Raw genomic sequence first — 20,375 nt, 5'->3', positions numbered from 1 at the left:
TTCCTAGAGCATTACGTGAAGTAAGCGCTATCACGATTAGGCTTTAATGTAAATGTCAATAAACTCCAGCCTTGGGTTTTACTATAAATAAAAGTTCACAAAAAAGACACGTCTATGATGTACGAAAAATTAGTTTCATTTTCTATCATGATGAATAAAAAAAGAATACTTTTCCCCTAATCTCAGCATGGGAAAGTAATCTTTAACTTTAATTCTTGCAAAGTGAATCAATTTAACCCAAATGAAGATCTACACTAAAAAGATCATACAGTTTGTAAGCGAGCATGAGATTAAACCGCTGTTCTGCATCATCAATATCGTTTTTTAACAAATCTCTTATTTTCTCCAGACGATACTTTAATGAACTTCGGTGAATATACAAAATCTCAGCTGCATCTTTGATGTTGCCATTCGTTTGCAAATAGACTCTCAAGGTATTAAACAGATCCCTGTTCTTCCCATGTCCATACTGCAGTAAAGGCTCGATATAGGTTTTTATAAATAAAGGCACAGCAAACGGATCACTCAAATGATACAAAACAGAATACGAGCCTAACTGGTGAAAGCTGAAATACCCTTCGTTCGGAAAATGCGTACATAGGATTGTCAAAGTTTTTTGCGCTTGCTTGTAACATAATGTGTAATCTTCGATATGATTGGCTTCTTGACTTATACCAGCATGGATGGAAGCTTTATCAAACTCTGCCAGAATGAGCTTTCGAACACTTTCATAGAAAGTTTTCCAAAAATCGCCTTTACTGCTCTCCTGTGGCACAATCACGATCACATAATCATCTTGCCTGGTAAGCACAATCCCTTGCTCCATGCGGGACACATAGTCCCGTATCCGTTCCCAGATCCAGTTCCTTCGAGCATTAGTTTCGAATAAATCTGACTTCTGATCAGCCTTGTCAAAATCGATAGCAAATACGCCAATCGTATGCGGTTTATCAATATTCCAATTAAGTAAATTCGCATACTCTCTGATTTCGCTTTTATCTTGTATATGCTGAGAAAGCAAACGATGAAAGAATCCATCCTTTACCTGCTCACGTATGTCGAGAGCAACTTTCTGTTTGATAAATTGAACCGCATAAACATTCAGTGCATGATTAAGCGTCATTCTTAGTACAATATCTAGCTTACTTCTAGGTATAATTAACCCCAAATACCCGAAGACCTCACCCGCACCAACGATCTTCCATATACCTGCTTCAAAGCACCCTTCTTTCTTAATCCAATACTCCAATTGCTTGCCATCTTTGAATCGCTTCTTATGGTCAGCTACATCAAGCATCAAAGCATCCAGACAAAGATTATCTTTTTCCAAGATGAAGCTGGAAGCGATATTAAAAAATCGGTCTAATAACAGAACAGAGCAATTCATCATTTGAGACAAAAACTCAGTGATTTTCCCAAAGCTATCATCCTCAAGTGTATGTTTCACCATTTCCTGTTGATGCTGCATGAACTTCTCCAGCCTGTATTTTTGATCTTTTTCACTGCTATATAACCTCATATTTTCAATCAGTGACGATACGTGGGAGGCCAGGAACTGGAGCAATTCCATATCATTCGATGTAAAAAGCGAATCCTTGCCGTTTAAGACATGCAGAACTCCGATTGTTTTCAAATTTATAGTTAATGGTATCGTAATTTCATGTCCGCCAATTTGTTCTAAATAAGCAAAAATTGTTGTAAGATCATACAATTGCTTTAAATCGATTCTCTCAGGTAGAGTAAAATTTCCATATAATGGGGATTGAAGAATAAGACAATTGGCAGAATCATCGTATAAATATACAGCTGCGGCCTCAGCCCCAGTTCCTTTTCCTGCCCGTTCCACGATACTCATAATGATTTGCTCCAATGAAGAGCCGTCCAAGTATACATTTTCCTTCAACCATTCAAGACCTTGAAGACGTTTGATTTCGTGTTCTTTCTGCTTAGCTAAAGCGAAAGCAGTTGCGATATCTTTGCCATACTCCTCAAATAAGGTATCGGCCTCGAGCAACAAAGGAACAAAATGTCTAAATCCGATCACACATAATCCTAAACTACTCTCATCCTCACGATGGATAGGAATGGTAAACCAGGTCTGAAACTGCTCCTTATCCAGACTAGATAATAATTGACAAGCACCTTTCCCCTGCAAGTTGTCGAATGAAGTAAACGATTCTTGGAATATCCTTGGTGTACAAGCCTCCGCAGCAATCGGCAAACCAGCTTCAAAACGGGTAGCAATTCCCTTCGTTGCCTGTAACTTAAGCTGCATATGGTCAACGGTCATAATCGCCATATAGTCACATGCCAATTTGGAGTGGAATGAATCAATTAAATAGTGCAGCGTTTCATTTAACGTGTCGAACTGAATCATCTGACGAGCTGTCTTTCGAAGATGAATGTCTAGCTTGCTCATGAGATTTTTATGTTTTCGCTGATTTGTCATGTTTTCCCCTCCCTTCATATCAAAAGAATCGCCGTCTACTTATGGGACAAGTAAAAGGCGATTCAAATTTGAAATACATATTCAAGTGGTAAATGTCGACAGCTCCTGTTGAAGACTTTCGACCATCTGCTGCAATTGTTTAGCCGTTTCAGAAACCTCTTCCGTTTGAGCGAGTTGCTCTTCAACGGCTGCTCCAACATTCCGTGTACTGTTGCTTGTTGATTCAGCCGAAAGTGTGACCTGATTCAATGTTGCTGCGACCGTATCGAAGCCAGCGAGCACTTCCTTGGTAAATGTGTAGACATCCATAATTTGTTCAACGACAACACGAACATCATGATCGATCGTTTCAAATTTCTGCTGTGCCTTCGAAACAATTAAAGTACCTGCCTCAACATTCACTCTTACATCCTGCATCGCCTTTACAGAGAGATCCGCTCTATTCTGGATCGATTCAATCATTTCCGTGATTCTTCCAGCAAACTCGTGGGACTGGGCAGCAAGCTTTCGCACCTCACTGGCAACAACAGCAAATCCTTGACCTGATTCTCCCGCACGTGCAGCTTCAATAGAAGCATTCAATGCCAGGAGATTGGTCTGCCTCGCAATATCCGTAATCGCTTGAATCATATTTTTGATTTGAAAAGATGTATTCACTAAATCTTGAATGGAAGTTGACGAAGAGTGAACAGATTCCTGGATACGGCTCATTTGATCACTAACTAATTCGAGCGCCTGCTTCCCTTCTTGAGAATTTGCAGAAGCACTCTGGGAAGAAGTGCTAACTTGCTCTGTGTTCGTATAGATCAAATGCAAACCATTCGTCATCGTGTCCATAACTTGAGTACTTTGCATGACATGATTCAGTTCGGCTTCTGCATCTTGTGCGACCAGTTCCATTTCATTTGCAATCGTATGTGTTGCAGCAGCAGCCTCATGTGCATGAAGACTAAGAGATTTAGATGTCGAAGCAAGCTGATTCGCCACAACGGCAACATTAGTATGGATTTGATCCAGTAGCTTTCTAAGATTATTCCGTGTTTGTTCGTACGTTCTTGAGAGCAAACCCAGCTCATCCCCGCGTTTGCTGATCCGATCCGATACTTGATGAGTCAGGTCACCTCTTGACAGCAGATCCATCAAAGAAGCCAACTTACGAATCGGTCGAGTAATCCGTATTTGCAGCATGAATAGTAATAGGACAGCGATTAGCACAATGATACCCATAAAAATAAAACTGATTTCTCCAAATTTGACTGCAACCGCATTACTAGCGTTTAACGAATACTGTAAAGAGAGTAGTCCAATCGGTCTACCATTCAAATCGTTAAGTGTGGAAACAACGAATGCTTCTTTGTTCTGTTCACCTACTGTTTGGAAGTTGTAAAAGGATGCATTCTGCATCCCTTCACTGAGATAGTCAAGCAGCAAGGATTGTGTAATGCTCTTCGTTGTGGATATAAATTGCTGTTTACTAGACAACAAAGCAACATTGACATTGAACTTCTGAGAAAGGTCTTGTAATTCGGGAATCGAAATGAGATGACCTAATATCAGAAAACCTCCAGAAGGATTTTTGCGTTCATTATCTGTGATCTTAACGGCATTGATAACTGCAACCCCTTTAGAAGTTTGCAGCAAACCTGATAACTCCATGTTTTGCTGAATCTGTTTTAACAGATCCGCATCCTCCAGGCTTGTGGTGAATTCTTCCAAATCACCCGCCTGAGTCAGAATGCTCCCATCATATGCAAGAGTAACAACAAAATTTATGTCAGAATTACTAATTAAAGAGGAGTTAATGTTCTGCTCGATCCATGCAATATCACGCGCTAGAAATGCATTATTATAATCTGTCCAATGCGTATTATTGTTAGCTACGCCCGAGAGCAGCTTCGCATGGTCGGATAAAACTGCACGTGATGAATGTATAACCGATATCGAATGGTCTTCGTCAATTTTCTCTAACTGTGCATGAACACTTTGATAAAGCCAATACCCGGCACCTAATAAAGGTAAAACGAGTAGTACAAGGATGACAACTATAACCTGTAAGTGTATTGTAAGCTTCATGCTACTCCTTCCTTACTGCTACTCTTTTGGTGCTCCCTTAATCTCGATCCGTTCAAGTGTTGAATCCTCAGATTTGTCATTCCAAGTCGTTGCTTGTTTGAATTCTCTGAACATTTTACCAAAACCTCGCCCAAGCTCTGGAAGTTTATTTGGACCAAACAAAAGTAATGCAACAGTTGCAATCAGAATAATATGCCATGGTGATAATGCGCCCATGTAAACACCTCCAACAATGATATTTGGAAAGCTATGTCTATACTTGAACTGCAGCTGACTTCAATTTACTCAGCACTTTGCTAGCAGCTATATTGCCTGTCTCAACAGCGCCATTCAAAAACTGTTGAAATTTGAGCGATGTATGCTCACCTGCAAAGAAGCAATTCCCTTCAGGCTCCCCTAGAATCCCTCTATATTTTGTATATTGCCCGACTGTATAGCAGGAATAGGAACCCTTGGTCCATTTATAACCAGGCCAATAATCAAGCTTTGCGATCCCGTTCCATTTTTCAGTTAAACCAGGCAAATCAGGCTCTATTGCTTTTAAGAAGTTTTGTGCATGCTGATCCACTGATCCTTTTCCGAAACTGTTACCCATGTTACCACCTGTAAAATCGACCAAAATGCCAGATTTCCCTGATTGACCTCTTGTCGCATCCCATGTATCCTGGTACCTATCGGATACGATATCTCCGCTGCTGCCAAGAGATTCCCAGTGCCGATCTGTAAATTGAAGAGCCATTTTGGAGCAAGTCGCCATTCCGATTTGAGTAATTGCTTCTCGCTTCAAGCTTCTGAACCCAGACTTGTCTAAACTAACATCACGAAGTGTTGTGGCTGGCAGTGCCAATATGACATAATCGGCCTGTACGCTGCTGAATTTACTGCTAAAATGAAGCGAATACGTACCATCAGTGTTTTGGATCAAACTCTCTAGAGGAGATGACAGATTGATTTGCCCACTCAACTTCTCTGCCATCTTATGTGCGACCAAATCATTTCCGCCATGAACATGATATCTTTCTTCACTACCAGTTCCAAAAGGTGAAAACTCCTGTTTAGTGGATGTACTCATGGCGTATATCATTTCCAGCGAGCTTAGTTGCGAGATCTCAAGCCCCATACTCGCTGTATAAGCTACATCAACAACCTTGGATAACAAGGAATTCATCCCATTCGGAACGTTAAGCTGTAACCAATCTTTCATTGACATATTATCTAATTCCTTGCCACGAGCCGTAAAGCGATTATATAGCGTCACATCACCTATATCTTTTCGATCTTTTTGTAGAGGCTTCCAAACATCCAAGAACAAGCGGGATAATTCCTCAAAATCGGCAAGTTGACCATCCATAATCAATCTAAAATCACCATTACTGTAAGCCCATAAGTCATCCACTTGAAGTCCGAGTTCACTAATCAAATTTAAGATATCCATATGATCGGTATTGATTAATTCTCCACCATGTTCAAAAGTCTGATGATCAGCGAAGTCGTTTCTTCCTGTAAAGCAGCGACCCCCTATGCGAGAAGAAGCCTCGTATACTTGTGCATTGATTCCAGCCTGTTTTAGGCGATAAGCTGCAGTCAATCCAGCTAGTCCTGCACCTACAACCACAACACGTGGCGCTGTCGCTGCATTCACGATTTTGGTGCCAAGGTTTAACACGACTGGCGGAAGAGCCATTACTGCAGTAGCAAGCATCGCTTTCTGCAGAAATTCTCTTCGTGATAATTTGTGTTCCTCAATGACTTGTTCTACAGATACATCTCTGTGAGCTGCCTCGCTAGCTATACGCGCAGCTTTTTGCAAATGGCGCATTAATGGTGTTTTTGACATGGGATTCATCCTCCTATTAATTTAAGAGTGATTCACTATTCAAATTTCATCATGACATGCTTTAAGCGTGTATACTCTTCTAAGGCATAGATTGATAAATCAGAGCCGTATCCCGACATCTTATGTCCGCCATGCGGCATTTCGCTGAGCAAACTCAGATGGGCATTCGTCCAAACTTCGCCAAATTCAAGTTCCTTGCTTGCTCTCATGGCACGATCTAAATTTTTGGTCCAGATAGAAGAAGCTAGTCCATACTTGCAATCATTCGCCATTTGAATAGCTTCTTCATCCGTTTGGAACGGCATTACTGTGATAACAGGGCCAAACACTTCTTCCTGGATAATCTCATCGGATTGTTTCGCGCCTGCGATAACAGTTGGACGGTAGAAGAAACCAGGACAATCCATGCGTGAACCGCCTGCCAATATTTTGCATCCATTATTTACGGAACGCTGCACCATTCCATCAATTTTCTGAAGATGTGCTTCTGAAATGACAGGACCCACCAGCGTATCCGGGTGCATTGGATCTCCAACTGCAGTACTTTCGACAAAAAAAACTAATTTTTCAATAAATTCATTATAGATATTTTCCTGAATATAAATCCGAGTTGCTGCTGTGCAGTCTTGCCCGCTGTTATAGAACCCGCCTGCTGCTGCCCAGAAAACAGCCTCTTCCATATTTGCATCATCGAATACGATAAATGGTGCTTTACCACCCAGCTCCAGATGGAGTTTTTTCACAGAGTTAGATGCCTCTTTGGCAATTGAACTGCCAGCACGCACACTACCTGTAAGTGCAGCCATTTTTACCTCAGGATGGCGAACAAGCTCTGCTCCTGCCTCTGTACCGTGACCAGTCACGATATTTAGTACCCCAGGAGGAAGTATGCCAACACTAAGTTCTGCAAGCTTCAAAGCTGTTAATGGCGTTAGCTCCGAAGGCTTGAGCACGACTGTATTACCAGCCGCAATTGCAGGACCAATCTTCCAGATCGCCATCGCAAGCGGGAAATTCCATGGAGCGATTGAAGCCACAACACCAAGCGGTTCCCGCCGAAGCATGCTGTTATGCTGAGGCATATATTCTCCCGAAAGAGGTCCTTGCAGCATACGCGCAGCGCTTGCAAAAAATCTCAAATTGTCAACAATGAACTCAATTAGATGGGTTGAAAATTGAATTGGGAGCCCAACATTCTGAGTTTCTAATACGGCTAATTCCTCTGCGTGAGCCTCAATCCGATCCGCAAGCTTCAATAATGTGGTGCTTCTTTCTCCAGGAGTCGTATTTCTCCACGACTTGAAGGCGATACCTGCCGCTTGCACAGCAGCATCGACATCGTCTTTATTGCAAATTGGAGCTTTAGCAAGCACTTCACCTGTTGCTGGATTAAGGATTGAATCGTACTGTTTACTCAAGCTATCTACAAATTGTCCATTTATAAAAATTTGTTGTCTTTGTGTCATACCTGAAGTCTCCTCTACAATAAGTTATTCTAACATCCACTGTCCAAAACGTTCATTAAGCTTGTCAAAGTTCTCGATCCAGTAGGTATCGTCATTTGCTACTTGAATAGCTTGCAATTCTGGTGTTACGCCTAGACGCTTCTTATCTGCATCCGACAATTTGTCGATCGCCTTTTGATTCGAAGGTGCATAATCAGCATTCTTGCCATATTCCAGTTGCACTTCTTCGGAAGTAGAGAAAGCGATAAATTTCATTGCCAGATCTTTGTTTTTAGTACCCTTTGGAATTACCCAGCCGAGATAAGAACGTAACGCGTTCTCATATGTAAATTCTACAGGTGTTCCCTTTTTCTTCTGCGCAGCTAGCGTACCGTCATAAGCCGTAGCAAGTGCAGCTGTTCCATTGGTTAACAGATCCGGCACTTGCGCACCACTCGTCCACCATGTTTTAAACTCTTTTTTAATTTCATCTAATTTCTTGAACGCACGATCTACGTCTAACGGATACAGCTTATCCTTGGTTACTCCATCTGCTAACAATGCCATTTCAAGACTTCCGGCAACGAAATTATAAGCAGAGCGACCGCCTGGGTATTTCTTCGTATCCCAGAAATCTGCCCATGTCTTCGGTGCATTTGCCGCATCAATCTTTGACGAGTTCCAGCTTATGACCGTAGCAAAGGAATCAGAAGCGATATAATTCGCTGTTGCTGTTTGATCGTTGAATCCATCTTTACTAATGACATTGTAATCGAGTGGCTCGAACAGCCCTTGTTGCCCAGCTAGTTTTCCATAGAAAGAATCAACATTCACGACATCCCATGTGACGTTCCCGCTATCTACCATTGCTTGCAGCTTTCCGTAATCTGGTGGTGTTTCAAGTACAATCTCTACGTTATATTTTTTCTCAAAGGCATCGTATACTGCTGCTTGTCTATAACTAATCGAATTTGCATCCCAGTCTACGATCGTTAATTTCTGCGGGTTGGCCCCACTCGAACCTTCTTTTGTACTACTGCAGGCGACCAATGAGGCGGTTAAAGCAAATACCAAAGTCATACCGGTTATTCTTTTCAACATTCTTATTCCCCCTTATTTTCATAAAAAATGAAACTACTCCTGCTTAATACTTCGCTTTGCAGCATTGGAAGAAATCCAGCCCTGAACCAGAAATAAAGCCAAAGTCATAACAATCAGAACAGTCGATACGACGGCGATGCTAGGATCGATACTCGTACGCAAGCTTTCCCAATACTTGACTGGCAACGTTTTCGTATTCGCACCTGACATGAAAAGCGAGATAATCGGCTCATCGAATACGATCGAGAAAGCAAACAACGTACCAGAGAACAATCCTGTTTTCATCAAAGGAACGGTTACCTTAAAAAAAGCACCTATAGGCGTGGATCCAAGTCCCATTGCAGCTAATTCTAAATTGCGATCTACTCCTTTAAGACTTGCAATTACAAGTGTAAACACAATCGGAATAGCAAGAACCGAGTTGGACAATATCATTCCTAGGTAGGTATCAGTCAGTTTAAAAGGTGCAAAGAAATAATAAAGCCCAATTGCCACGACTACTCCCGGTACAACCATTGGTGAGAGCATGAGAGGAAGAAAAATATTTTTGCCCCAAAAATTCAGTCTTGTAAAAGCAATCGCTGCCATCGTACCTAGAATCAGAGATAAAATTGCTGTCAAAACGCCAATAATCAAACTTCGCGAAAAAACTTGGATCCAAACAGGACTATCTAAGACCTTTTCATACCACATAAGCGAAAAGCTTGGCGGCGGAAATTGAAAATAGGAAACAGATGTAAAGGATAGAGGAATAATAAGCACAATCGGAAGTATGAACACAAATAGAATTAAGACAACTAGAACTCTTAACCACATGTTATATCACCCCTTTCAAAGCTGGATGCTTCCTAAAGATTATAAATGGAACGAGAATCAAAAGAATCGTTGCAACTAGAAGAATGATCGAGAGCGCTGCAGCCAAATTCCAATTTAATGTAACATTAATAAAATTAGCGATGAGATTTGCGATCATGGCGTCTTTAGGGCCACCAAGAATAACGCCTGTAATAAAAAATCCCAGACTGAAAACAAAACAGATTAACACTCCTGCTACCACACCAGGCATGGATAGCGGAAACACAATATCTCGAAATGCCTTCAATGGTCTTGCTCCCATCCCTTCAGCCGCTTGAATTAAACGACCATCAATCCCTTTCATGACTGAATAGATACAAAATACCATGTAAGGAAATAGATAGTGAATCATACCGACAGCGTTACCAAATGAATTATATAGCAACTGGAGCGGTTCATTGATTAGACCAAGACCCATCAAGAATTTATTGATAAGACCTTCATTCTGCAGCATGATCATCCAAGTAAATGTTCGAATCAATGCAGAGATCCAGAAGGGTATCATGATGAGAGCCGTCGTAAAGTTTCTCCACTTATCGGATTTCATCTTATAGAGCAGATATGCAACCGGATAACCAAGTAGCAAAGTAACAACTGTCGCTATAACAGAAATTTTAAATGTGTAGAGAATTACTTTTAAATAAACCGGTGTTGTTAATATCTTCAGGAGATACTCAAAAGTATAAGCTTCTCCGTTATGAACACCCAATTTCATGATCTTGAGAATCGGGATAAAGGTAAGCAACAGCATGTAAACTGCCGGAATAATAAATAAGAGCCACTGAATGCCCGGAATCGAAGATAAACCTCTTTTTTTCTTGTAAATCAGTTTATTGGTTATTTGTGTCTGCGTATTCGCCATTTGCAACATTCACCTCACTCTCCTTCTATTTCTAAGATGCAGGGATAGCTTCATAGTCAGGAATTAAGGAGGCATCCTGTGCATTCCAGCCAATCTGAATCTCATCTCCGACTGCGATTTGCTTTGAACTTCCATATCTCAGCTTGATACTGATTTGCTCGTCCATACTGGTAGCTACATCAATGCGGAATGAATCACCAATATATGTTTTCTCCATAACTCTCGCTTGAAAAGTATACGAATAGGATGAATTTTCTTGAACAATATGAAGATTTTCAGGCCTTACAGCAATCAATACTTCTGAGCTCTCTGGAAGCACATGTTCAGATTCAATATGAACCACTTCTCCATTCAAAAGCTTTATCACAGACATACCAGATTCTGCTCGAATCAACTTCCCTTTGATCCAATTGATCTCACCGATAAAAGATGAGACAAATTTACTTTGCGGATGATTGTACAGTCTCTCAGGAGAATCAATTTGTTCAATTTTCCCTTTATTCATCACACAGATACGATCCGACATCGTTAAAGCTTCTTCCTGGTCGTGCGTAACGCTGACTGTTGTAATGCCTAACTTCTCTTGAATATGCTTAATTTCAAATTGCATTTGCTGGCGTAAATTTTTGTCTAGCGCACCAAGCGGTTCGTCCAGCAATAACAAGGGCGGATTAAATACAATCGCCCTTGCTAATGCTACTCGCTGCTGCTGACCACCGCTTAGTTGATTAGGAAACCGCATGGAAAAGTCCTCAAGACGAACAATTTGCAGTACTTTATGCACTTGCTCCTTAATCTCTTGCTTCGACAATTTGCGTAAGCGAAGTGGATAAGCTATATTATCAAAAATCGTCATATGCGGAAATAAGGCATAGTTTTGAAAAACCATGCCAATATTGCGTTCATAAGCCTTCTTCTTAGTAATATCCTGACCATCCAAATAGATCGCTCCACCGTCGATGATTTCAAAGCCAGCAATCAGCTTGAGTAATGTTGTTTTGCCTGAACCACTTGGCCCTAGAATGGTAACGAATTCGCCTTTGTTTATGGATAGATCAACGTGATCAACAGCAATAAATTTTTTGTAGTGTTTTTGTGCGCTTTTGATCTCCAAATGAGATGTCATGTGAAATTCGCTCCATTCCTTTAGTTCTGCTTTTCAAAAACGATTTTACCATCCATGACGGTTAATTCGACCTGTGCATCCTTGATTTTTTCTGCAGGCACCTGGAACAGATTGCGATCGATTACGATAAGATCAGCGAGTTTTCCTGCTTCAAGCGTTCCCAGCTCATCTTCTCTGAAAATGCCATATGCGGCTGTCTTTGTATACGCTTTCAATGCTTCTGTAAGTGTGATTGCCTCTGCTTTGTTAAATAATCCATCCCTAGCCACACTTCGAGTCACAGCTCGATATATTTCCAAGAATGGATTCAGCGACACAACAGGATAATCGCTGTTTAAAACTACCTTCGCCTCAGCATCTAATAACGATCGAATGGCAAAGGTATACCGTTCCCGTTCGCCAATGCAGGAGAAATAGTGATCCTTATTAATTAACTCCATATGCTCTGGCTGCATGGATGCGATAACATCCAGCTCTTTGAAACGAGGAATATCTTCAGGATGCACGACCTCGATATGTTCGATCGTATGCCTGGAATCTCGAACGCCATTTTGTTGCTGCGCTTCTTCAAAGAGATCAAGTGCATATCGTACTGCACCATCTCCTACTGCGTGAAAACGAATACGGAATCCTTCTTGATCCGCAGCGAGAACATATTCTCTCATTTCTTCAGGAAGGCTCTGACCATAAGAATCCGGCATGTCTGTGTAAGGTTCAACGAGGTTAGCCGTATGAGTAGTCACAACACCATCCAAAAACTCTTTCAATCCTGAAAAACGAAGCTTGCCTGAAGTATACTTATCACGGTAGTATCGCGCTCGCTCCATATCCCCATCAAGGCCAATTAAGAAATGAACACGTGTAGTTAATTTCTCTTTCTGCTCAAACTCTTCATAGAGCTCGATTTCATTAATTTCCAGATCCGTCACTTTAAAAATATCCGTTAAGGATGTAATGCCATACGAGGCAGCCTGATTTAGAAAAGCTCCAAACACTTCATCTTTTCTGCCTTCTGGAAGTTTCATTATATTTTTCCATGCTAGACTTGCTGCCGCTTCATATAAGATTCCTGTAGGCTCCCCATTCTCATCCTTCATAATTTCCCCGTGCGGAGGATTTGGTGTATCCCGATCAATTCCGAGTATCTCAAGAGCCTTTGAGTTAACCCAAGATGTATGACCAGAGGCATGGAGCAGAAATGCCGGGCGATCCGGAAGCACCGCATCGAGTGAAGCACGATGCGGCAACTTCGGCTCATCCCACTTGGTGTGGTACCACATGTAGCCTTGGATCCAAGCATCTTGAGGTCGCGTTTTCGCAAATTGTGCTACTCGATCGACAACTTCCTGCTCAGATCTCGCGTCAAGCAAATTAACGTTGTCATCATTGAGACAGCCTGGAACAATATGAAGATGCAGATCATTGAATCCTGGCATAACAAGCTTGTCTTCATATCGATAAATCTTGGTATGAGAACCGATTTGTGCTTGCAAGTCGCTTTCTTCACCAACCGCCGTAATCTTGTTATCTTTTATCGCAACCGCACCTGGCTTAGGCAAGCTATCAATCCCTGTAAATACAGCATTACTGATAATGACGATATCTGCATATTCAACATTTTGGATGGATGACATGGGTTACCTCCGCTGTTATTTTATTGTTTTACTGTTTCACTTATTGTGATATAAAGCTCTACATTTTTATTTTTTAGGTAAGAGATAAAAGTTTCTGGATCAACGCAGAGTTCTGCTGGCTTAACGCCCTTCTCCGTAATTTCATCCTTTAGCAGCATTTGGGCAACGATGGAAGCAGGAATAGCTGTTGCGTATTGTGTCGGACTGACGCCCCATTTCGCATGATATTCTGTCAACAATTCCAATCTTACCGTCGTCTGATTTCCATTCTTCTTCCCTTTGATTTCAACAAGCAACGAGTCCGTTCCCCATACCGGCTTCTCCTTCTTGGATAGTACTTTGGTTAACAGTGATACAAGCTGACGGCGAGGGATCGTTCCGTCTTCCAATTCATTCGTATCAATAAGGCCCAGTTCATCCAGCACTTTAATTTTCTCGATCGTTGCTGGATCCCAGGTATCCTTATAAGTAATGTGTTTAACCTGTGGGAAGCTAGTCGGTAAGGTAGCAAGCTCAGAATGAATAATAGAGTACGTTTTCTGAATACCCAGAGCTTCATGAAAATGAGTGAATTCTTCGTCAGCTAAAGGAGGAATTTCAACCAGCTTGCCATTCTTCACAGCAATTGCGTTCTTGACCGCTTCATCAATGATCGTGTCAGCAGCAAATGCAAAGGTTGTTCCAGACGATGTAGATCCATAACGGATATGAATTTCTTCAGCAATATCCAATTGATTAACGCCATAACGGCAAAAGATGTTCGAAGTGCCTGGATCTGAGCCCATTCCTGTAATTGAAAGCACATTTGCTTCCTTCATCTGAACATCCAATTTCAACTGTTCATTCGTAAATTTGAAGAGCCCGCCCAAATCAAGAATACTCACGCCTACTGCCGAAGCAGCTCTCATTGCATCCAGATTAAAAACATAATTTGTCGCATTTACACACACTTTGCCTTGACTTAATACTGTTTTTGCTGCTTCAATATCTCGAATATTCAAAGTAGTTGTCGTAATCTCTTTGCCTACCCACAGAGCCAGTTCATTCAATTTCGCCTGATCCAAATCAGCAGCGATAACCTCGACACCACTTTCAACTAAATCTTTAACGATAACCTTGCCAATTGTTCCTGTCGCTCCTAGTACAACAACTTTACTCATGTGTAGTCCTCCTTTATTGTGGCAACCATCCAGCCGGCGAAACGTTTAATTTGATATTGATTTGCTTAGGCTCCAAAAATTGTCCAAATCCGTATGTGCCCAAATCTCGACCTATACCGCTCATCTTAAAACCGCCCCATGGTGCTTCATTGTAAGTGTTATGATACGTATTAATCCAAGTAATACCAGCACGTATTTTACGAATCACCCTCATCGCTCTTGAGGAATCGTTCGTAAAGACACCGCCTGCCAGTCCAAATTTGGTACCGTTCGCTAGTCGAATGGCTTCTTCTTCTGTAGCAAATTTTTGAATGACGAGCACTGGACCAAAGATTTCCTCTTGAACGATTCTCATCTCAGGTGTCGAGTTAGTGAAAATCGCAGGCTCCATGAAATAACCTTTGCCCTCGATTCGTTTACCACCGCACAACAGCGTGGCGCCTTCATCTAAACCAATTTGCACATAGTCAAGAACCGTTTCTAGTTGATCCTTGGAAACAAGAGGACCCATTAACGTATCTTCTTCGATTCCAGGCCCAATTTTTATTTTCTTCACCTTGATTAACAATTGTTCAACAAAACGGTCATATATACTCTCTTGAAGAATTAAGCGTGAGCCTGCAGAGCATACCTGTCCTTGATTGGCAAATACTGCAAATAGGGCATATTCAACTGCTGCATCAAAGTCTGCATCTTCAAATACGACAAGCGGTGATTTTCCGCCAAGCTCAAGGCTTAATCTCTTCATCGTCGGAGCTGCCTTCTGTGCAATAGCAACTCCTGTGTCTGTACCACCCGTGAAAGAGATTTTATCCACTAAAGGATTCTCAGAAAGTTCATTGCCAATGATCGAACCTGGGCCTAAGACAAGATTGAGAACACCTTTAGGGAATCCTATTTGTTCAATAAGTTCAAACAATAGAATAACTGTAAGAGGTGTCACAGAAGCTGGCTTTACGACCACTGTGCATCCAGCAGCGATTGCAGCCGCAATCTTCTGTGTAGCCATCACAAGCGGATAGTTCCATGGTGTAATTAATGCTACAACTCCAACGGCTTCAGAAACCACCAATGCCTGAACATCATCAGGAACATCATATACCTGTCCATGAGGTTTTGTTGCAAGCCCAGCGAAATAACGGAATTGGTTCACAGCATCGGCCACATCATATCTGGATTCTTGAATCGGTTTCCCGTTATTCAACGTTTCTAGCTTGGCAAATTCTTCAGCTCGCTCTTCTAACTTATTCGCAAGTTGAAGGAGCTTTTCGGCACGATCTCTTGCCTTACTTTCCATCCATCCATCTTCATAGAAAGCCCGATAAGCTGCAGCAATAGCCATTCTAACCTCATCCACATGACCTTCCGTAACTACCGCAATCACTTCTTCTGTAGCTGGGTTCATAATATTCCGAGTTTTTCCACTACTTCCTGTTATCCATTCACCATCAATATACATTCGTTTCAAATCCATTTGGTCCTTCCTCCTTTCTTTACATCCATGATCTATTTTATTGATCTTTTAAAACTTTTTTCAATATTCCAATTACAATATCCAAATCCTCATCCGTCGACGAAAGCGGAGGAGACAAGGCAAGAATATTGTTATAACCTGGGACCGTATCCCCATTCCTGCCTATTATTAATCCATTCGATTTACATTCAGCTATGATTTTGCCAACGGCTGCTGGAGATAACGGTTCTTTCGTCTCTTTGTTTGCCACAAGTTCGATCCCCATTAGGAAACCAAAGCTCCGAATGTCGCCTACAAACTTATGTTCCCGAAGTTCCTGCATTTCCGTTTCCAATCGTTGCCCAAGCTGCCTGGAACGCTCAACGAGATTTTCTTTTTCCATAATCTCTAGATTTTTAAGTGCCAGTGCACAGCAGGCAGGACTGCCACCGAATGTATTGACATGCCTTAGGTGGGTGAAATCACCTTGTTCTTTGAATGCTTCATAAATATCTTTACGAACAGCTGTCGCAGACAATGGTAAATATCCACTTGTTAAGCCTTTTGCCATCGTTACAATATCCGGCTTCACCTTGTAGTTCATGTGTCCAAACTTCATACCAGAACGACCGAACCCGCAAATCACTTCATCAATAATAAGGAGCACGTTATACTTTTTACAAATTCTTTGAACCTCATCAAGATACAAAGAATGTGGGACAATGATACCTCCTCCTGTGATCACCGGTTCCATTATGACGGCAGCGATGGTATCTTGCCCTTCCCAAATGACTCTTTCCTCGATTTCACGCGCACAGAGTAGATTAAAGTCTTCGATAGACATCCCTTCAGGACGACGATAGCTGTCAGGTGGACGCACATGAAGGAAGCCTGATCCGAGCGGTTCATACATGTACTTGCGCGAAGCTTGACCCGTAGCTGCCAGAGCCCCCATTGAGTTGCCATGGTAAGCACGATATCGGGAGATAAATTTATGACGGTTTGGCGAACCCGTTTGTTGATGATATTGTCTCGCAATCTTGAATGCGGTTTCATTCGCATCCGAACCACTATTGGAGAAGAAGATGACATACTCGTCTTCCAGCCATTCATTTAGCTTCTCGGCTAATTGAATCGCAGGAAGGTGACTCTGTGACAGTGGATAATAGGCCATTTCTTTTAATTGCTCATAAGCTGCTTCCGCTAATTCCTGTCTTCCATAACCGACATTTACACACCAGAGACCCGACATCGCATCCAGATAACGATTTCCTTTAATATCCGTAATCCAAGAACCTTCTCCATGAACGACGACCATCGGTTCTTGATTCGGATTGTACGGAGACATCGCATGCCATAAGTATTGACGATCTTTGGCTGTATACAGTTTAGAATCTAGTTCTGAAAAATTATTAATCACATTCATTTCCCACCAATCTATTAAAATTAATAACGAGCCGTTAACATTTTCTTGCGCGTATAGAACTCAACGCCATCACGTCCGTTAGCATGTAAATCTCCATAGAAAGATTTCTTGTATCCTGAGAATGGGAAGAAGGCCATCGGAGCGGGTACTCCAATATTTATACCAAGCATTCCAGCATCGATGTCTTCACGGAACTGACGTACTGCTTTAGCGCTATCCGTATATAGACATGCGCCATTAGCAAATTCAGATTGATTCGCAATCTCAATCGCTTCTGACAAATCATTAGCGCGAACAATTGAAAGCACAGGAGCAAAAATCTCATTTTTCCAAATTTGCATGTTTATTCTGACATTATCAAATATAGTTGGACCTACAAAATAACCTTCACCTTGGGCCGCTTTATCTTTACTTCCATCACGTACAAGTTCGGCCCCTTCTGATTGACCGATTTCAATATATTTTAGCGTACGTTCCTTATTCTCTTCACGAATGACAGGACCTAGAAATACGCCTTTGTCCATTCCATTCCCTATTGTAATCTGATCTGCCGCTTGCTTCAGGCGTTCAACTAATTGATCAGCGATATCTCCTACTGCGACGACAACCGCACATGCCATACAACGTTCACCTGCTGAACCGAACGCACCACTTATAATTTGCGTTACCGCATTGTCAAGATCCGCATCTGGCATAACTATCGAGTGATTTTTTGCCCCAGCAAGCGCCTGAACTCTTTTGTTGTTCGCGCTAGCTGTTTGGTAAACATATTCAGCAACAGGCTGAGAACCGACAAAAGAAATTGCCTTGATATCTTCATGCTCGAGCAATCCATTAACGACATCGCGAGCGCCGTGTACGATATTCAACACACCATCAGGCAAGCCTGCTTCTTTGAATAGTTCAGCCAGCCGATTAGCCAGTAATGGCGTGCGTTCAGATGGCTTCAATACAAACGAATTACCACATGCGATAGCAAGCGGGAACATCCAGCATGGAACCATCATAGGGAAATTAAAGGGTGTAATTCCTCCGACAACACCTATCGGATATCGATACATGCCTGATTCAAGACCTGTTGCAATATCCGGGAGCTGTGACCCCATCATGAGCGTCGGGATCCCAGCAGCAAATTCAACACATTCAATACCACGTTGTACTTCCCCATAAGCCTCTTGATAGCTTTTACCATTCTCAAGCGTAATGATCTTGGCTAGTTCTTCCCAGTTCTGAACGAGCAGCTGCTGATAACGGAACAGCAGTTGTGCTCTCTTAGGTACTGCCGTTTTTCTCCAGGCAGCAAAAGCTTTGCTTGCAGCTTTCACCGCCTGGTCTACATCCTCTTTGGATGAAATCGGTACATAGGCGATAATTTCACCTGTTGCCGGATTTGGCACCTCTTCATAGTGGGAACCTCTCGACTCGACCCACTGTCCGCCAATAAAATTTTTTAAATAGGTCGCTTTTGTCTGAACTTGCGCCATGCCGGAACCTCCTCAATTCTTACTCATGTATACAATTATTTTAATTTTATAACAATTAACTTCAGTTCTGTCATTTCTTCTACCGCATATTTAATTCCCTCGCGTCCGAATCCGCTTTCTTTCACACCGCCATATGGCATGTTATCGACTCGGAATGTAGGAAAATCGTTAATCATAACGCCACCTACTTCAAGTTGCTCTGCAGCTTGCATCGCTGAATGAATGTCATTCGTATAAATCCCCGCCTGTAGTCCGAATCGGGAATGATTCACCTCGTTAATGGCTTGCTCAAGTGTTGTAAAAGAGGAAACGCTTACAATAGGACCGAACACTTCTTCGCAGGACACAGGCTCCTTCACATCTACATTTGTCAAAATTGTTGGCGGAAAGAGTCTCGTATTCAACGCTTTCCCTCCGGTCATAGCAATGGCACCTTTGATTATAGCACCGTCGACCCATTCTTGCATCCGCTGAACTTCCTTTTCATGAATCAAAGCGGACATATCTGTACCTTCGTCAAGTGGGTCACCGACAACCAACTTTTCTACTTTAGCTTTAAATTTATTCAAAAAATTCTCATAATTGTTTTGGTGCACCATTATCCGTTGAATGGAAATACAGACCTGACCACTAAAAGAAAAAGCTCCAAGCACACAGCGATCAATGAGTTCATCGGTAATTTCAATTGAGTGGTCTATGATCAAAGCCGAATTGGAGCCGAGCTCCAAAGTGACGCGTTTTAAACCTGCTTTGTTTTTCATAGCTATCCCAACAGCTGGACTTCCTGTGAAAGTAATAGCTTTAATTCTTGGGTCACGCACCAGCTTTTCCCCGACAATTGATCCAGGCCCCGGTATTATATTCAAAGCTCCGTCAGGCAGACCCGCTTCTTGGAATACCTCAGCCAATACCAATGATGAAAGTGGCGTTTGACCCGCCGGTTTCAGTACGATCGTATTTCCTGCAGCAATAGCCGGACCAACTTTATGTGCAACCAAGTTAAAAGGAAAGTTAAATGGCGTAATTGCAGCGATAACACCAAGCGGCTTGCGTAAAGTGAAGGCTATTCTCCCCTCTCCGCCTGGAGCCGCATCAAGCGGTACAGTTTCTCCATGGATTTGACTGGCTTCCATGGCTGCGAATCTGTAAGTCTGTATGGTGCGTGCAATTTCTCCTCTTGCCGTTTTAATCGGTTTAGCCGCTTCCGTAGCTATAATACGGGCAAATTCTTCTTTGCGCTTTTCCAAAATATCTGCTGCTTTGTTCAGAATCACTGTGCGTTGATGAGCTGATAGCTTAGCCATGATACTTGCAGCGTTCACTGCAGCTTCAATGGCTTCTTCTGTTTCTACTTCATTCGCATGAGCAACTTCAGCAATCTTATCTCCTGAAAAAGGAGCATACAGCGATTCGTATTTAGCCGCTTCTTTCCATTGTCCGTTAATAAACAAATCCCATTTCACAAGCATC

At 42.0% G+C, this 20,375-nt stretch carries 15 protein-coding genes; all 15 read right to left on the bottom strand.

Annotated elements, in window-relative coordinates; all coding sequences use genetic code 11:
• Positions 1 to 232: 232 nt before the first annotated feature.
• Entirely contained in the window at positions 233 to 2,449 is a 2,217-nt protein-coding gene (locus tag AC1DOK_RS18740) for a helix-turn-helix domain-containing protein (RefSeq protein WP_477555840.1), read from the bottom strand.
• A gap of 81 nt (positions 2,450 to 2,530) precedes the next feature.
• Positions 2,531 to 4,522 (bottom strand): methyl-accepting chemotaxis protein, encoded by a 1,992-nt coding sequence (locus tag AC1DOK_RS18735; protein ID WP_477555839.1) that lies wholly within the window; start codon positions 4,520 to 4,522, stop codon positions 2,531 to 2,533.
• Positions 4,523 to 4,540: 18 nt separating this feature from the next.
• A complete protein-coding gene (locus tag AC1DOK_RS18730; protein WP_477555838.1) occupies positions 4,541 to 4,738 on the bottom strand; it encodes a Sec-independent protein translocase subunit TatA/TatB in 198 nt (65 codons plus the stop codon).
• 37 nt (positions 4,739 to 4,775) lie between these two features.
• Complete coding sequence (locus AC1DOK_RS18725; protein ID WP_477555837.1) at positions 4,776 to 6,359, bottom strand: flavin monoamine oxidase family protein; 1,584 nt, start codon at positions 6,357 to 6,359, stop codon at positions 4,776 to 4,778.
• A 35-nt stretch (positions 6,360 to 6,394) separates the two neighbouring features.
• A complete protein-coding gene (locus AC1DOK_RS18720) occupies positions 6,395 to 7,825 on the bottom strand; it encodes a gamma-aminobutyraldehyde dehydrogenase (RefSeq protein WP_477555836.1) in 1,431 nt (476 codons plus the stop codon).
• Between the two features lie 24 nt (positions 7,826 to 7,849).
• Positions 7,850 to 8,905, bottom strand: a complete 1,056-nt coding sequence (locus AC1DOK_RS18715; protein ID WP_477555835.1) for an ABC transporter substrate-binding protein — start codon at positions 8,903 to 8,905, stop codon at positions 7,850 to 7,852.
• Between the two features lie 33 nt (positions 8,906 to 8,938).
• The gene (locus AC1DOK_RS18710; protein ID WP_477555834.1) at positions 8,939 to 9,721 is read right to left on the bottom strand and encodes an ABC transporter permease; all 783 of its coding nucleotides are present in this window, start codon (positions 9,719 to 9,721) and stop codon (positions 8,939 to 8,941) included.
• Position 9,722: 1 nt separating this feature from the next.
• Positions 9,723 to 10,631, bottom strand: a complete 909-nt coding sequence (locus AC1DOK_RS18705; RefSeq protein WP_477555833.1) for an ABC transporter permease — start codon at positions 10,629 to 10,631, stop codon at positions 9,723 to 9,725.
• Positions 10,632 to 10,653: 22 nt separating this feature from the next.
• Entirely contained in the window at positions 10,654 to 11,748 is a 1,095-nt protein-coding gene (locus AC1DOK_RS18700) for an ABC transporter ATP-binding protein (protein ID WP_477555832.1), read from the bottom strand.
• A 20-nt stretch (positions 11,749 to 11,768) separates the two neighbouring features.
• Complete coding sequence (locus AC1DOK_RS18695) at positions 11,769 to 13,382, bottom strand: amidohydrolase (RefSeq protein ID WP_477555831.1); 1,614 nt, start codon at positions 13,380 to 13,382, stop codon at positions 11,769 to 11,771.
• 20 nt (positions 13,383 to 13,402) lie between these two features.
• On the bottom strand, positions 13,403 to 14,542 hold the full coding sequence (locus tag AC1DOK_RS18690) for a saccharopine dehydrogenase family protein (protein WP_477555830.1): 1,140 nt from the start codon (positions 14,540 to 14,542) through the stop codon (positions 13,403 to 13,405).
• Between the two features lie 13 nt (positions 14,543 to 14,555).
• Positions 14,556 to 16,016 (bottom strand): aldehyde dehydrogenase family protein, encoded by a 1,461-nt coding sequence (locus tag AC1DOK_RS18685; RefSeq protein WP_477555829.1) that lies wholly within the window; start codon positions 16,014 to 16,016, stop codon positions 14,556 to 14,558.
• A gap of 37 nt (positions 16,017 to 16,053) precedes the next feature.
• Complete coding sequence (locus AC1DOK_RS18680; RefSeq protein WP_477555828.1) at positions 16,054 to 17,415, bottom strand: aminotransferase; 1,362 nt, start codon at positions 17,413 to 17,415, stop codon at positions 16,054 to 16,056.
• Positions 17,416 to 17,441: 26 nt separating this feature from the next.
• Positions 17,442 to 18,905: a CoA-acylating methylmalonate-semialdehyde dehydrogenase gene (locus tag AC1DOK_RS18675; protein WP_477555827.1), complete on the bottom strand. Its 1,464-nt coding sequence runs from the start codon at positions 18,903 to 18,905 to the stop codon at positions 17,442 to 17,444.
• 35 nt (positions 18,906 to 18,940) lie between these two features.
• Complete coding sequence (locus tag AC1DOK_RS18670; protein ID WP_477555826.1) at positions 18,941 to 20,368, bottom strand: aldehyde dehydrogenase family protein; 1,428 nt, start codon at positions 20,366 to 20,368, stop codon at positions 18,941 to 18,943.
• Positions 20,369 to 20,375 lie beyond the last annotated feature (7 nt).

It is taken from the genome of Paenibacillus sp. P5_B5, assembly GCF_056400365.1.
The sequence above is the reverse complement of the archived record's forward strand: the minus strand, read 5'-3'. Positions and strand labels throughout refer to the sequence as shown.